Source organism: Cellulomonas sp. HD19AZ1, from assembly GCF_004535805.1.
GTDB classification, from domain to species: domain Bacteria; phylum Actinomycetota; class Actinomycetes; order Actinomycetales; family Cellulomonadaceae; genus Cellulomonas; species Cellulomonas iranensis.
In genome coordinates this window covers 314,333-328,287 of the sequence record NZ_SPHX01000004.1, presented here as the reverse complement: position 1 = coordinate 328,287, position 13,955 = coordinate 314,333, and the positions used below count along the sequence as shown (strand labels likewise).

Below are 13,955 nucleotides of genomic sequence, written 5' to 3'. Positions count from 1 at the left end.
CTAGCGGTGGAGGTACGTCGGCGGGGTCGGACGTCGGGTCAGAAGTCGAAGAGGTCCTCGAGCCACGACTCGCGCTTCTTGCGCTTGCGGCCGTCGTACCCGCGGCGGTCGTCGTAGCCGCTCCGCGGATCGCCGCCGCGCTCGTCGTAACCCCGCCGCTCGTCGTACCCGCGTCGGTCGTCGTACCCGCGCGGCTCGGGGGCCCGTACGCGGGCGCGGGCGCCGCAGCACCCGGGACGGCGCGCGGGTCGACGCCCGGTGCGGCCGGGGCGGCGCGGTCGAGGATCTTGTCGAGCTCGCCGCGGTCCAGCCAGATGCCGCGGCACACCGGGCAGTAGTCGATCTCGACACCCTGGCGGTCGGTCATGACGAGCGTCGCTTGGTCGACGGGGCACAGCATGGCGGGACTCCTCTCGGCAGCGTGGGCACAACCTACGTCGCCGGGCTGTGGGCCGCCCGGCACCCCGGTCACGGCAGCCGCACGCCGACCAGCGCCTCGGTCTCCTCGCGCACGCGCCGCCCGAGCGCGGGCTCGCGGTAGCGCGGGTCGCCGGCGCCCAGCACGGGCAGGCCGGTGATCCGCCCCGCGGGCCCCCAGTACTGACCGCTCTCGACGTGCGGGTCGGCGGCGGCGCGCACGGCCGACCACGCGCCCGCGTCCTTGCCCGCGCCGACGAGGCCCCACAGCGGCTCGACGCCGCGGTCGGCGCGGCGCGGGTCGAGGACCCCGGGCCGCAGGGGGCTGCGCGAGCCGATCGCGACGCCGGGGTGGCTGAGCAGGGCCACGGTCGACGAGCCCGTGGCGCGCAGGTGCCGGTCGAGCTCGGCGAAGAACGCCTCGTGCACGGCCTTGGACAGCACGTACCGACGGCCGACGGTCAGCGGTCGCGCCGACGGCAGCGGGCGGGACGCGGCCGCGAGGTCGCCGATCGCGGGGTGGAAGAGCCGCACGAGCCCGCTGGTCGTGCCGACCACGCGCGCGCCGGGCGTGCGGGCCAGCACGGGCAGCGCGTGCGCGACGAGCGCCGCGTTGCCGAGGTGCCCCGTGCCCATGACGGGGTCGAAGCCGTCGGCCGTGGTCGCGCCGGCCGTGCGCAGCACCATGACGGCCGCGTTGAGCACGAGCGCGTCGACGCGGTCGAGGTCCGCGAGCGCGTCGGCCGCGCGGCGCACCGAGTCGAGCGACGCGAGGTCGAGCGGCAGCACGCTCGTGACGGCGGCGGGGTGCTGCGCGACGATCGCGGCCCGCGCGGCGGCGGCGCGGCCGGCGTCGCGCGCGGCGACGACGACGTGCGCACCGGCGCCCGCGAGCTGCTCGGCGATGAAGTAGCCGATGCCCGCGCTGCCGCCCGTGACGACGACGGTGCGGCCGGTCTGGTCGGGCAGGTGGTGGGGGTCCCACGCGGTGGCGGTGGCTGCTGCGGCGGTGGCGCGGGGCGAGGTGGACGCGGGCACGGCGACTCCGATCAGAAGCGGAACCTTCCTCCGGTTCCGACTCGGCGGACTTTAAGCGGATACGGATTCCGTTTCAAGGTAGGGTCGGGGCATGGTCGCCCTCCGCTCCGACGCCGCGCGCAACCGCACCGCCCTGCTCGACGCCGCCCGCAGCGCGCGCGACGAGCGCGGGTACCCGCCGGCGCTGGCCGACGTCGCCGCCCGCGCGGGCGTGGGGGTCGGCACCGCGTACCGGCACTTCCCGTCCCACCGCGCCCTCGTCGAGGCGCTCGCGCTCGAGACGCTCGACCCGCTCGTGACGGCCGCGCGCGAGGCCGCCGACGACCCGACGGCCGACGCGTTCGGCGACCTCGTCGTGGGCGCCACGCGCCTGCTCGCCGACGACCCGGCCCTCGCCGAGGTCGTGAGCGACTCCGCCGGGGCCGGCCCCGAGCTGCGCGCCGTGCTCGACGAGCTGCTCACCGCGTTCGGCGCGCTGCTCGCCCGCGCGCAGGCCGCGGGCGACGTCCGCCCCGACCTCACGCCCGTCGACGTGCAGCACCTCGTGTGCGGCATGCAGGTCGCGGTCCGGCTGGGACGCACGGCCGACGACGGCGCGGCCGCGCGCTACGCGTCCGTGCTGCTCCACGGGCTGCGCCCCTGACACGTGCCGGGCCGGTACGCGGGACCACCCGCGCGCCGCGCCCGGCAGCGCGTCGGTGCGTCAGGCCGCCCGGCGCAGCATCGACCAGACCGACGGCCCGTCCGGCACGTCGACCTGCGCGACGACCTCGAACCCGTGCCGCCGGTACAGCGTCACGTTGCGCGGGTCGGACGTGTCGAGCACGACCGGCACGTCGCCGACGCGGTCGAGCCCCTCGCTCACGAGGCGTGACCCCAGACCCGCCCCGCGGGCCTCGGGCAGCACGCCCAGGGTCGCGAGGGTCCACGCCCCGGCGGGCGGCTCGGGGCTCGGCGCGGCACCCAGGCGCTCGATGCGGTCGCCGTGCAGCTCCGCCACGCGGTGCCACACCTCGTCGGCGGGCGGCGGGACGTCGACGGGCACGAACGCGACCACGCCCCGCACGTCGTCGTCCACCAGGACGACGCCGTGCTCGACCGCGTGCGCGAGGTACAGGCCCTGCACCTCGGCGAGCCGTGCCGCGTGGTCGTCGGCCGGCAGCACCCAGTCGGTCCACGCGTAGCCCGTGAACGCGTCGGCCAGCACCCGCGCCGCGGCGGGGACGTCGGCCGCGGTCGCGGCGCGCACGGCGCTCACAGCGTGCCCTGCCACGCGACGATCCGGTCGGCCGCCTCGGCGACCACCGCCGGCGAGGAGGCGAAGGACAGCCGGACCCAGTCACGGCCGCCCACGGGGTCGAAGTCGGTGCCGGGGGTCAGTGCCACCCCGGCCTCGTCGAGCAGTCGGGCGCAGTACGTCACGGCGTCGAGGCTAGTCGACGCCACGTTGCCGTACAGGTAGAAGGCCCCGTCGGCGGGTGCGACCGGGTCCCACCCGAGGTCGGGCACGCGGTCGAGCAGGAGCCTGCGGGACTCGGCGTAGCGCTCGACGTTGGCGCGCGCGGCGGCCATGCCCGCGTCGCTGAACGCCGCGACGCCCGCGTGCTGCGCGAGCGCCGGCGGGCACAGCGCGACGTTGCCCGCGAGCGCGTCGACAGGTGCCACGAGGTCGTCGGGCAGCACGAGCCAACCCAGGCGCCAGCCCGTCATCGCCCAGTACTTGGAGAACGAGTTGACGACGACCGCGCCGGTTCGCAGGTACCGGGCCGCGGTCGCGGTGGCGGGCGTCTCGCCCGACGCGTCCGGGTACGTGATGCCGTGGTAGATCTCGTCGCTGACCAGGCGCACGCCGTGCTCGCCGCACCACGCGGCGAGGGCCGCGAGCTCGTCCGGCGCGATCATCGTGCCCGTCGGGTTGGCGGGCGACGCGACCACGAGCCCGTCGACGGGCCGGTCGAGCGCCTCGAGCTGCGCGACCGTCGGCTGGTACCGCTGCTCGGGCCCGCACGGCAGGTCGACGACCTCGCAGCCCAGCGCCGTGAGGATGTTCGCGTACGCCGGGTAGCCGGGCCGCGCGAGGGCCACGCGGTCGCCGACGTCGAACGCCGCGAGGAACGCGAGCATGAACCCGCCCGACGACCCCGTCGTCACCGCGACCCGCGCCGGGTCGACGTCGACGCCGTGCGTGCCCCGGTAGTGCGTCGCGATCGCCGCGCGCAGCCCCGGCGCACCCAGCGACTCGGTGTACCCCAGGTCGCCGGCCGTCAGCAGGTCGATCGCGCGCTGCCGCACGACGTCCGACGCCCCGGTCGACGGCTCGCCCGCGCACAGGTTGAGCACGTGCTCGCCCGCGGCGCGGCGCGCGTTCGCGGCGGCGAGGATCTCCATGACGGCGAACGGCGGCACGTGCGCGCGGGCAGCGACCTTCATGCGGGCCAGTCTGCCGTGCACGGGGACGTCGACGCGGACTCAGGAGAGCGTGCCCGCGCTGCGCAGCAGTGCCTCCATCGCCCGCTGCGCACGTGTGACGTCACCCTCGCGGACGGAACCCGAGGCGTAGGCCGCCTGCGTCTTGAGCGAGAGCAGCGTGTGGAGGTGTCGGGCCATCGTCGGGTCGGCGGACTTCAGCAGCTCGATCGCCTCGTGGTGGCTCTCGCTGCGCGAGTAGTGCCCCAGCCGTGCGCAGCAGATCGCGTCGGCAGCGGCGATGCCGGCGTGGACCGCCAGGGTCACGTACGCGTCCGCGACGTCACGTGGGTCGTCGGCCAGGCTCAGCTGGTCGGCGGCTGCGTCGCCGAACTGCCGAGCCTTGGCGAGTCGACCGGCACGTACGCCCGGGGTTGCGGGCTGAAGTCTCACGACTGCGCCGCCGCGCGTCGGAGGGCACGACGCAGCCAGTGCTCGTCGCCCGCGACCCGGATCCCGTCACGCTGCGCGTTCTGCAGCACGGGCCGCAGGCTCTCGTCGCGGACCTGTTCCTGGTCGAGGAGGAGCACCCGCGCATCGTTCCCGGTCCATGCGTGGACCCGGTCCTCCAGATCCCGGACGAACGCCTCGACCTCGTCCGCGGCGGCGGTCGGGAGGATCACGAGCAGGTCGACGTCGGACGTCTCGGTGGTCTGCGACCTGGCCCACGACCCGAAGATCGATGCGTAGAGCGGCTGGACCGGCCACGTGTCGAGCTGCCGCGCCATCCTGTCGACGAGTTCGGCGGGCTGTGCCGCGAGCAGCCGAAGTCCCGGCACCGCGAGATGGTCCGAGTTGAGTCGGTACGTGATCGCGTGGCCGACGTGCACGGCGTTCACGACCCCCTGGCGCGAGAGCCGCTCGAGCGTGCGGCGCACCCCGTCGACGGATCGCTCCGGGATCAGACGTTGCAGCTGCCCCGCTGTGAAGGCGACCTCCTCAGCGCGCAGCAGCCGGTACAGCACGTCGGCGTCGAGCGTGGGCGCGACGACTGCGAGCGGACGGGTGATGTCCATCCGTCGACGATAGTCGACGACTGTCGAATCTTCTCGACTTTCGTCGATCATTCTCGACGCGCTGGTGCGGGGCGCGTCGGATCACGACGCGACCGCGACCAGGGGGCGGCGCGCGACCGTGAGGGTGTGCGTGTCGGGCCAGTCGACGGGCTCGCCCGTCGCCGGGTCGCGCAGCGCCGCGCCGACGCGCAGGCGGTGCTCGACGAGCCAGTCGTTGCGCCACGGGCCGCTGCCGGGCTCGAGCTCGAACCCGACGCCCGTCAGGAGGTCCGCCCAGTCGTCGCCGGTGAGGTCGCAGAACCGCTCGTGGCACTCCGACAGCCACGAGTCCGTGTAGTCGCGCGTGTAGAGGTACTCCATCGCGGTGCGCAGCGACGTGCGCGCGACGCTGCGGCCGTCCGCACGCTCGACCCACGCGTACGTGACGTCGGCGCCGGACAGCCGCGGGAAGTCGTGCGCGAACTGCGTGAACCGCGCCGCGGGGGCCAGGCCCGCGACGTGCGCCGCGGCCTCGGCGCGCGGCAGGGCGTCGAGGTCGCGCGCGGGCACGTCGCCGTCGCCGTCGAGCACGAGGTCGACGACGCGGTCGGGGTCGGCCGGGCCGAGCACGTCGGAGTTGATCCACACGCCGCCCGGGCGCGTGTGCGCGAAGATCCGGCGCGCGAGCAGCTCGAGGTCCGCGCGGCCCGCGCCGTAGCTGGCGATCTCGTGCGTGAGCGCGATCGTCGTCGTCGTGTCGACCGAGCGGTCCGGGAACACCGGGCCCAGCAGCAGGTTGCGCTGCGCGAAGAACACGTTGGGGTTGGCGAACACGCCCTGCGCGCGCCGGTGCTCGGCCTCCGCGACGAGGTGCCGGGACACGTCGACGCCGTACAGGTCGGACTCCGCGAGGCGGGGGTCGCGCGCGGCGCGCTCCAGCAGCCCCCCGGCCGCGCACCCCAGGTCGACGACACGGCCCGGGCGCACGTGCGGCGCGACCTGCGCCCACTTGCGGTCCGACGCGTCGTCGAACGCCGCCGTGTACGTCGCGTAGTCGCGCGTCGCGGTGAGGTCGCCGTCGTCCTGCACGGTCGGGTCGGTGTGCACCAGGCGCACGTGCTCGTCCAGCCGGTACCGCTCGTAGAACGCGACGGCCTCGGGGTGCGCGAGGGTCCGCCACGCGTCGTCGCCCGCGACCATGCGCTCGAGCACGACCCACGGCCGGTCCGGGTCGCCCGGGGCACCCGCCTCGACGGTCGCGATGCGGAACCCCTCGGCCGCGTACATCGCCGCGACCTCGGGCGTCGAGCACGCGACCACCGTGTCGGCGGGCGTCAGCGGCGCACCCAGCACCAGCTCGGACGTCGCGAGCACGGTGTGCGCGAACCGCGGGCTCGGCGGCACGTCAGCCACGGGCACGACGAGCGACGGCAGCCCCGCGCGCGTCGTCACCGCCTCGACCATCGCCTCGCGCCGGTGCGCCGGCACGGGGTTGCGACGCGTGCCGCTGTGCGTCGCGGACGTCAGCGCCCACACCACGCGCGCGTCGGGCGCGCACTCGACCGGCTCCCCCGCGGCGTCGCGCACGCGCCCCGCGAGCAGGTCGGTCAGGTACGCCACCTGGAACGCCGTGACCAGGTGGTGACGGCCGGGGAACAGGACGTGACGGATCGCAGGCACGGACGGCAACGCTGCCACACGCCCGCCCGCGTCACCTCACAGGCGCCACCAACGCGGGCTCCTCGCGACCAGGCCCGCCGACGGACAGGCTGACGACTCCACGGACACGGGCACGCGGCTGTCCGTCGTCCGCGACGGTGTCCGTCGACGAGGAGAACGCGGGGCGAAGGTGCGCGGGTGCGGACGGGTCAGCGGTCCGGTGCGTCCAGCGCGGCGCGCACGTGCGCGACGATCCCGTCCGCGGCGGCCTCGATCTCGGCGAGCGTCGTCTCGAACCCGGAGTCCGGGCCGTACCAGGGGTCGTCGACGTCGAGCACGTGCTCGGGCTGGCCCGGCTCGGCGGGCGCCGCGGGGTCGAACGTGCGGAGCATCCGGATGCGGTCCGTGAGCGCCGGGTCACCGTCCACGAGCCGACGCAGCGCCCGCGCGTGCGCGGCCGTCATCGGCAGCACGAGGTCACGCTCCGCGAGCTCGGAGGCCCGCACCTGCCGCGCGCGGTGCCCCTCGCCCGTCGGGTAGCCGTGACGGCGCAGCACCGCGCGCGCCCGCGGGTCCACCGGGTTGCCGTGCTCCTCGTCGCTGACGCCCGTCGAGTCGACCTCGACGACGTCGCCGAGGCCCGCGTCGGCAAAGCGCTGCCGCAGCACCACCTCGGCCATCGGGGAGCGGCAGATGTTGCCGGTGCAGACGGTCATGACGCGGTACGGGCGGCTCACGCGTCCATCCTCCCAGGCCGTGCAGACGGCTCAGAGGCGACGGCGCCTCCGGCACCCGACGCACGCGTCGACGGACACCGCCTCGGCCGACGGACAGGCGCGTGCCGGTGTCCGTGGGTCCGGGTGCCTGTCCGTCGACGGGGTCGGCGTCGGCGATGGCGTCGACGACGTGCGCGACCGCGGGTCCGCGACGCGCGTCCGCCTACAGTGGCGACGTGCCGCGACCGGACGCTCCGAGCCGTCGGCGGCGTCTGCACCCGGCCGTCGTCGTCGCCGTGTGCGTCGTGCCGCTCGCGTCGTGCGCGCGGGCCGACGTCCCGGGCGGGTCCCCGTCCGTCCACGCGCCCGGGGTCGAGGCACCCGCCGCGCCGTCGGGCACCGCCACGCTCGACGTCCCGCTGCCGCCCGCCGGTGCGCCGTTCGAGTACCAGCTCGGCGGCGCGGACGAGCCGGACGCCGGCTCGGTCGCTGTCGCGCGCGACTCCACCGAGCAACCGGCCGGGCCGTACGCGATCTGCTACGTCAACGGGTTCCAGACCCAGCCCGGCGACACGGCCGCGGTGCTGCGCGACGAGCCCGACCTGGTGCTGCACGACGACGGCGAGCCCGTGGTCGACCCGGGGTGGCCCGACGAGGTGCTGTACGACCTGTCGACGCCCGACCTGCGGGCCCGGGTCGCGCAGCGCGTCGGCGCGTCGATCGACACGTGCGCCGCCAGCGGCTTCGACGCCGTGGAGGTCGACAACCTCGACTCGTTCACGCGCTCGCGCGGCCTGCTGACGTCCGACGACGCGCTCGCGCTCACGGCGCTGCTGGTCGAGCGGACCCACGCGCACGGCCTGGCGTACGCGCAGAAGAACACGCCCGACCTCGCGGAGGCGGTGCGGGCCCTCGGCGCCGACCTCGTGGTGTCCGAGTCGTGCGCGCAGTGGGACGAGTGCGGCGCGTACACGGCGGTGTACCCCGTGGTGCTGGACATCGAGTACGAGCGCGCGCCGTTCGAGCGTCTGTGCGCCGCGCAGTCCGACCCCGGGACGCACGACCCGCACCTGTCGGTGATCCTGCGCGACCACGACCTGGCCCCGCGCACCGACCCGGCCGCCGTCCACGAGACCTGCTCGCGGTGACCTCCGACGACGACACCCGCCGAGGAACCTGACGGGGTAGCACCGAGCACCTGTGACGGACGACGGGTGCCGGACGCCGCACGCGGCGGGTGGGTGTCAGCCGGACGACGGAGGATGGGGGTGTGGACCGGGGAGGTGATCGCGCGCAGCGGCTCGAGGCGGGCGTGCGCGTGCGCGACGCCGCGACGGTCCTGCACCTCGACGCCGACGCGTTCTTCGCGGCCGTCGAGCAGCGCGACAAGCCGTCGCTGCGCGGGCGGCCCGTGCTCGTCGGGGGGGTCGGCGGGCGTGGGGTCGTGTCGACCGCGTCGTACGAGGCGCGGCGGGACGGCGCACGGTCCGCGATGCCCATGGCCCGGGCCCGCCGGCTCAGCCCGGCGGCGGCCGTGCTGGTGCCGCGGTTCGCGGCGTACTCGGCGTACTCGCAGGTCATCATGGGGGTGCTGCGCGAGCTGACGCCCGCGGTCGAGCCGCTCTCGATCGACGAGGCGTTCGCCGACCTCGCACTCGCCCCCGACGGCGTCCCCGAGCCCGAGGAGGCCGCGGCGTGGTTGCAGGCGCGCGTCGCGGAGCTCACGGGTCTGACGGTGTCCGTGGGCGTCGCGCGGTCCAAGCTCGTCGCGAAGATCGCGTCCGACCTGCGCAAACCCGGCGGCGTCGTCGTCGTGCGACCCGAGGACGAGGACGACGTGCTGCTGCCGCTCGACGTGCGCACCGTCCCCGGCGTCGGGCCCGCGACGCAGGGCGCGCTCGAACGGCTGGGGGTGCGGACGGTCGCCGACCTGCGCCGCCAGCCCCTCGACACGCTGACGATGACGCTCGGCGAGGCGCACGGCACCGGGCTGTACCTGATGTCCCGCGGGCTCGACGACCGTCCCGTCGTCACGTCCACCGAGCGGAAGTCGGCAGGCGCCGAGCGCACGTTCGCCACGGACCTGCGGGGCCGCGAGGTCGTGCTCGCGGCCGTCGACGACGTGGTCGACGAGGCGCTGCAACGGCTCGAACGGCACGGCGGCGCCGCCCGCACGGTCGTCGCGAAGGTGCGCTACGCCGACTTCTCGACCGTGACCCGCTCGGTGACGTTCCCGTACCCCACGGCGTCCGACGCCGACCTGCGGGACGCCGCGCGACGGGCCGTGCTCGCGGCGGGCGTGGTCGAGCCCGTGCGCCTGCTCGGCGTCGCGTTCCACGCGCTGTCGGCGCACGCACAGCTCGCTCTCGACCTCGACGCGCACCTCTTCGACGCGCCCCGTCGCGCCGTGGTCGCCGAGCACGACCACGTCAGCGGCCGGCTCGCGGTCGCCGACGCACCCGAGGTCGACGCCGCGCCCGACGTCGCGGACGTCGACGACCGGCCGACGGGTCCCGACGTCGCCGACACCACCGCTGACACCCCCGTCGACGGCGCCACCACCGAGCCGGTCACGGATCCCGACCTGCCTGACGTCACCGCCCTCGACGCGGCGGACGCCGCCGACGAGGGCACCGGAGCACGCGTCGTCGGGCGCCCGCTGGGCCCGTCACCCGTCGGGCGCCCGCTCGACGAGGCCAACGCGCGTCCCGGTCTCGACGTCGAGCACGCGACGCTCGGGCGCGGCTGGGTCGTGCACGTGCGGGGCCGCGAGGCGACCGTCCGCTTCGAGACCGCGACCACGGCACCGGCACGCTCGCGCGTGCTCGACCTCGACGCGGACCCGCTCGTGCTCGTCGAGCCCGTGGGCGTCACACCGCCGAGCGCCGTGCCCGCCGAGCTGCGTCCCGCCTGACCTGCACGACCTTGCCGACGACGAGCCCGACGACCAGGCCGACGACGGCCTGGGCGACCCGCTGGTTGAGGCTCAGCCCCGCAGCCCCCGCGCTGAGCAGGGGCATGAGCCCGACGAGCAGCACGAACCCGCCGACGCACACGGCGCGGACGATCCGGTCGTCGCGACCCTTGCCCGGGTGGAGCGCGATCCCGATACCCGCGAGGACCCCGGCGGTCGCGATCCCGAACGGGGTCACCCACGTCGCTGCCAGCAGCACGACGGCGGCCGCCGTGCTGACCCACCAGCTGCGGTCCCGGTAGAAGGGCGTGGTGTCCTCACCGGTCCACGCGTCGGGGTCGACGGGGCGGGCGTGGGGCAGGTCTCCGGTGGCCATCACCCGACCCTGCCAGAGTTCGTCGGCGCGCGGGCCCGGATCCGCGACCCGGCGTCGAGCCCGACGTCAGGCCCGCGTGGTCAGTCCCGCGCGGTCAGCACCAGCGGGCCGCGCTTCGTGATCGCGACCGTGTGCTCGGCGTGCGCGGCGGTGGAGCCGTCGGCGCTGCGGATGGTCCAGCCGTCGTCGTCGACCACGTAGCCGCTGCCGCCGGCCATGAACCACGGCTCGATGGCGATGACGAGGCCCGGCTTGAGGCGCGGGCCCGACCCGGCGCGGCCGTCGTTGGGGACGTGCGGCTCCTCGTGCATGGTGCGGCCCACGCCGTGACCGCCGAAGTCGGTGTTGATGCCGTACCCGGCCTGCCGTCCGACGCGGCCGATCGCGGCGGACACGTCCCCCATGCGGGCGCCGGGCTGCGCGGCGGCGATGCCCGCCGCGAGCGCGCGCTCGGTGGTGTCGATGAGGCGCTGCGCCTCGGGCGTCGTCGTGCCGAGCTGGAACGTCAGCGCGGAGTCCGCGACCCAGCCCTCGACGTCGCACGCGAAGTCGATGCTCAGGACGTCGCCGTCGGCGAGCACCCGGTCCGACGGCAGGCCGTGCAGCGCGTGGTCGTTGACCGACGTGCACAGCACCCCCGGGTACGGCATGGCGCCGAAGCTCGGGTGGTAGCCGAGGTACACCGAGCGCGCCCCGGCCTCCTCGATGAGGCCGCGCGCGTGCGCGTCCAGGTCGTTCGTCGTCATGCCGACCTGGGCGTACGCGCGCAACGACGTGAGGACGTGCGCGACGAACCGCCCGGCGGGACGCATCTGCTCGATCTCGGCGGGGGTCTTGAGGGCCACGCCCCCAGCCTGCCACCGCCGGTGTGCGGGCAGGGAACAGCCCGTGGGCCGGAACCCCTGACGGGGCCCTGCCGCGAGGGACGAGGTCGCGGCTCCCACGGGCTGCGGTGACTGCGGGGATTCGCTGCCGCCCGTGCCGGGTGGTCCGGCGGGGCACCTGCGGATCTTCGCGGTCCGTCCGATGTCTCGGGCGGCTAGCGGGCAGCCACCTCACGCGTCCGGAAGTACTTCATGTCTCGGACCACCTCCTCTCCGTGTACCGACGACGCTACGCCGCGTCCGCGGGGCCGCCAACGGGTTTTCCGGGCTTTCGGGCACGGCGGCTCAGGGGGTCGTCGCGCGACGACGCAGCAGCCCGCGCACGACGACGCCGACGGCGACGACGCCCAGCGCCGTGACCAGCGCGGACGGCGGCAGCGTGACGACGAGCAGGAGGCAGCCCACCAGCCCGGCTACCGGCAGGACGCGCACCGACCACACCGTGGTCGCCCCGCGCCGCGCCGGCGGGCCGCGCCACGTGCGGCCGCGCAGCACCGCGACGTGCGCGACGGCGTAGTACAGCAGCACGCCCGCCGACGAGAACCCGATCGCGCCGCGCAGGTCGAGCAGTGCGACGAGCACGGCGACGACCAGCCCGACCGTGACGGTCGCGCGCGCGGGCGTCGCCCGGCCGGGTGCGACGGCCGCGAGCCACCCGGGCAGGTCGTGCTCGCGCGCCATGGCCAGCGTGGTCCGTCCGACCCCCGCGAGCAGCGCCAGCAGCGCGCCGAGGCTGCCGGCGGCGGCGCCGACCCGCACGACCGGTGCGGCGGCGTCCCACCCGGCGGCCGCGACCACGTCCGCGAGCGGGGCGCGCGAGGCCGCGAGCGCGTCGGCGCCCAGGGCGTGCAGCACGACCGCACCCAGCACGGCGTAGACCGCGAGGACGGTCACCAGCGCGACGGCGACGGCGCGCGGGATGGTGCGGGCCGGGTCGCGCACCTCCTCGCCGAGCGTCGCGACGCGCGCGTACCCCGCGAACGCGAAGAACAGCAGCCCCGCGGCCTGGAGCACGCCGAGGGGCCCCGCCACGAGCACGTCGGCCACGGGCGGCAGGCCCGCGGGGGCGTCGACGCCGACACCTGCGGCCACTACGGTCGCGAGGGCCACGAGCACGACGACGACGAGCACGCGCGCGACCCGTGCCGTGCGCGTCACCCCCAGCAGGTCGACCGCGACGAGCAGCAGCACGGCGCCCACCGCGACGGGCCGCTGCCACGCGGACGGTGCGGCGTACGCGGCGAACGTCAGCGCCATCGCCGCGCAGGACGCGGTCTTGCCGACGACGAACGACCACCCCGCGACGAACCCCCACCACGGTCCGACCTCGGCACGCCCGTACGCGTAGACGCCGCCCGCGACGGGGTGCGCGGCCGCGAGCCGCGCCGTCGACGTGGCGTTGGCCCACGCGACCGCGCCCGCGACCACCAGGCCCACGAGCAGCCCCGCACCCGCCGCCTGCGCGGCCGGCGCCCACACGCCGAACACGCCGGCACCGAGCATCGCCGCGAGCCCGATCACGACCGCGTCGGTGAGGCCGAGTCGGCGCGCGAGGGCGGGGCTGGTCACGCGCGGACTGTAGGGCACGCGGGTGGCCGCCGCGCCGCGGGACGGTGAACCCCGGTGGTCGGGCGACGCGGCGGCGCCGGCCGCGGGCGGCTGCGACGCGCAGCGTCGAGGCCCGGCGTCAGCCCGCGAGCTTCTCCGCGACGGAGATCGCGCGCTGCGCGAGGTGGTCGAGCGCGTCGAGCTGCGCGTCGCCGAGCGGTGCGTCGTTGTCGGGGCCGGTGACGTGCGAGACGCCGTACGGGTTGCCGTCGGCGAACTTCAGCGGGTCGGTGTAGCCGGGCGCGACGACGATCCCGCCCCAGTGCATGACGGCGGTGTGGATCGACAGCAGCGTCTCCTCCTGGCCGCCGTGCGCCGTCTGCGTCGCGGTGAAGGCCGAGTACACCTTGTCGGCGAGCTTCCCCTCGGCCCACAGCGGCCCGAGCGTGTCGACGAACTGCTGGAACTGGCTGGTGACGTTGCCGAACCGGGTGGGGCTGCCGAGCAGCACGACGTCGGCCCACACGAGGTCGTCGGGGGTCGCGACGGGCTCGTCGGCGGTCGCGTCGACGTGCGCGCGCCACGCCGGGTTCGCGTCGATCGCCTCGGTGGGCGCGATCTCCTTGACGTGCCGGCGCCGCACCTGCGCACCGGCCGCGGTCGCGGCCTGCTCGAGGCGCTCGGCCATGGCCTGGACGGTCCCGCTGGCGGAGTAGTAGACGATCGCGACGTTGACCACGGAGCAGCTCCTTCTCGACGGCTGGCGGTCCACCGATCCTCACCCGCCCCCGGTGCGCACGCACCTCGACCCCCACCGGCCGCGGCACGCACCCGCCGAGCGCGGCAGAGGCACGTCGAGCGCGGCACTCGTGGGTACCGCACTCGACGCACGAGTACCGCGCTCGCCGAAGTGAGCGGGTGGGCGGGGGCCGGCGGGGCAGG

At 76.0% G+C, this 13,955-nt stretch carries 14 protein-coding genes and 1 pseudogene; 3 read left to right on the top strand and 12 right to left on the bottom strand.

Features of this window, described 5'->3' with window-relative positions; translation table 11 throughout:
- Positions 1–38 precede the first annotated feature (38 nt).
- Positions 39–400, bottom strand: a pseudogene (locus E4A51_RS10190) (zf-TFIIB domain-containing protein).
- Between the two features lie 68 nt (positions 401–468).
- Positions 469–1,455, bottom strand: a complete 987-nt coding sequence (locus tag E4A51_RS10185) for an SDR family NAD(P)-dependent oxidoreductase (protein WP_134851661.1) — start codon at positions 1,453–1,455, stop codon at positions 469–471.
- A gap of 91 nt (positions 1,456–1,546) precedes the next feature.
- Between E4A51_RS10185 and E4A51_RS10180 the strand changes: the two genes are divergently transcribed.
- A complete protein-coding gene (locus tag E4A51_RS10180; protein ID WP_134851660.1) occupies positions 1,547–2,098 on the top strand; it encodes a TetR/AcrR family transcriptional regulator in 552 nt (183 codons plus the stop codon).
- Positions 2,099–2,158: 60 nt separating this feature from the next.
- Here E4A51_RS10180 and E4A51_RS10175 read toward each other — a convergent pair whose 3' ends face one another.
- The 6 genes from E4A51_RS10175 to E4A51_RS10150 all read right to left on the bottom strand — a co-directional run bounded on the left by E4A51_RS10175 (position 2,159) and on the right by E4A51_RS10150 (position 7,312).
- On the bottom strand, positions 2,159–2,728 hold the full coding sequence (locus E4A51_RS10175) for a GNAT family N-acetyltransferase (RefSeq protein WP_134851659.1): 570 nt from the start codon (positions 2,726–2,728) through the stop codon (positions 2,159–2,161).
- On the bottom strand, positions 2,710–3,885 hold the full coding sequence (locus E4A51_RS10170) for an aminotransferase class I/II-fold pyridoxal phosphate-dependent enzyme (RefSeq protein ID WP_070319194.1): 1,176 nt from the start codon (positions 3,883–3,885) through the stop codon (positions 2,710–2,712). Before E4A51_RS10170 ends, E4A51_RS10175 begins: the two co-directional genes overlap by 19 nt.
- A gap of 39 nt (positions 3,886–3,924) precedes the next feature.
- Entirely contained in the window at positions 3,925–4,188 is a 264-nt protein-coding gene (locus E4A51_RS10165) for a hypothetical protein (protein WP_206120023.1), read from the bottom strand.
- A gap of 122 nt (positions 4,189–4,310) precedes the next feature.
- Positions 4,311–4,988, bottom strand: coding sequence for a nucleotidyltransferase domain-containing protein (locus tag E4A51_RS10160; protein ID WP_134851657.1), 678 nt, complete (start codon positions 4,986–4,988; stop codon positions 4,311–4,313).
- A 30-nt stretch (positions 4,989–5,018) separates the two neighbouring features.
- Positions 5,019–6,596 carry a class I SAM-dependent methyltransferase gene (locus tag E4A51_RS10155; protein ID WP_240696438.1) on the bottom strand — a complete coding sequence of 526 codons (1,578 nt, stop codon included), beginning with the start codon at positions 6,594–6,596 and terminating at the stop codon, positions 5,019–5,021.
- 188 nt (positions 6,597–6,784) lie between these two features.
- Entirely contained in the window at positions 6,785–7,312 is a 528-nt protein-coding gene (locus E4A51_RS10150; RefSeq protein ID WP_305038347.1) for a low molecular weight protein-tyrosine-phosphatase, read from the bottom strand.
- Between the two features lie 215 nt (positions 7,313–7,527).
- On the opposite strand from E4A51_RS10150, the gene E4A51_RS10145 reads away from it, so the two are divergent.
- Entirely contained in the window at positions 7,528–8,439 is a 912-nt protein-coding gene (locus E4A51_RS10145; RefSeq protein ID WP_167748892.1) for an endo alpha-1,4 polygalactosaminidase, read from the top strand.
- 122 nt (positions 8,440–8,561) lie between these two features.
- Positions 8,562–10,205, top strand: a complete 1,644-nt coding sequence (locus E4A51_RS10140; protein ID WP_167748891.1) for a DNA polymerase IV — start codon at positions 8,562–8,564, stop codon at positions 10,203–10,205.
- On the opposite strand, the gene E4A51_RS10135 is transcribed toward E4A51_RS10140, so the two are convergent.
- From E4A51_RS10135 to wrbA, 4 genes are all read right to left on the bottom strand, one after another.
- Positions 10,162–10,581, bottom strand: coding sequence for a hypothetical protein (locus tag E4A51_RS10135; protein WP_134851653.1), 420 nt, complete (start codon positions 10,579–10,581; stop codon positions 10,162–10,164). The two genes, E4A51_RS10140 and E4A51_RS10135, sit on opposite strands and share 44 nt — an antisense overlap.
- 80 nt (positions 10,582–10,661) lie before the next feature.
- The gene (gene map / locus E4A51_RS10130) at positions 10,662–11,426 is read right to left on the bottom strand and encodes a type I methionyl aminopeptidase (protein WP_134851652.1); all 765 of its coding nucleotides are present in this window, start codon (positions 11,424–11,426) and stop codon (positions 10,662–10,664) included.
- Between the two features lie 324 nt (positions 11,427–11,750).
- Positions 11,751–13,034, bottom strand: a complete 1,284-nt coding sequence (locus E4A51_RS10125) for an APC family permease (protein WP_134851651.1) — start codon at positions 13,032–13,034, stop codon at positions 11,751–11,753.
- A gap of 118 nt (positions 13,035–13,152) precedes the next feature.
- Positions 13,153–13,752 carry an NAD(P)H:quinone oxidoreductase gene (gene wrbA, locus E4A51_RS10120; RefSeq protein WP_082131552.1) on the bottom strand — a complete coding sequence of 200 codons (600 nt, stop codon included), beginning with the start codon at positions 13,750–13,752 and terminating at the stop codon, positions 13,153–13,155.
- Positions 13,753–13,955 lie beyond the last annotated feature (203 nt).

What these genes read in the sequence shown, in the direction of transcription:
- E4A51_RS10160 (WP_134851657.1), bottom strand. Translation starts at nt 4,988, where the DNA reads ATGATCGACGAAAGTCGAGAAGATTCGACAGTCGTCGACTATCGTCGA.
- E4A51_RS10170 (WP_070319194.1), bottom strand. Translation starts at nt 3,885, where the DNA reads ATGAAGGTCGCTGCCCGCGCGCACGTGCCGCCGTTCGCCGTCATGGAG.
- E4A51_RS10135 (WP_134851653.1), bottom strand. Translation starts at nt 10,581, where the DNA reads ATGGCCACCGGAGACCTGCCCCACGCCCGCCCCGTCGACCCCGACGCG.
- E4A51_RS10180 (WP_134851660.1), top strand. Translation starts at nt 1,547, where the DNA reads ATGGTCGCCCTCCGCTCCGACGCCGCGCGCAACCGCACCGCCCTGCTC.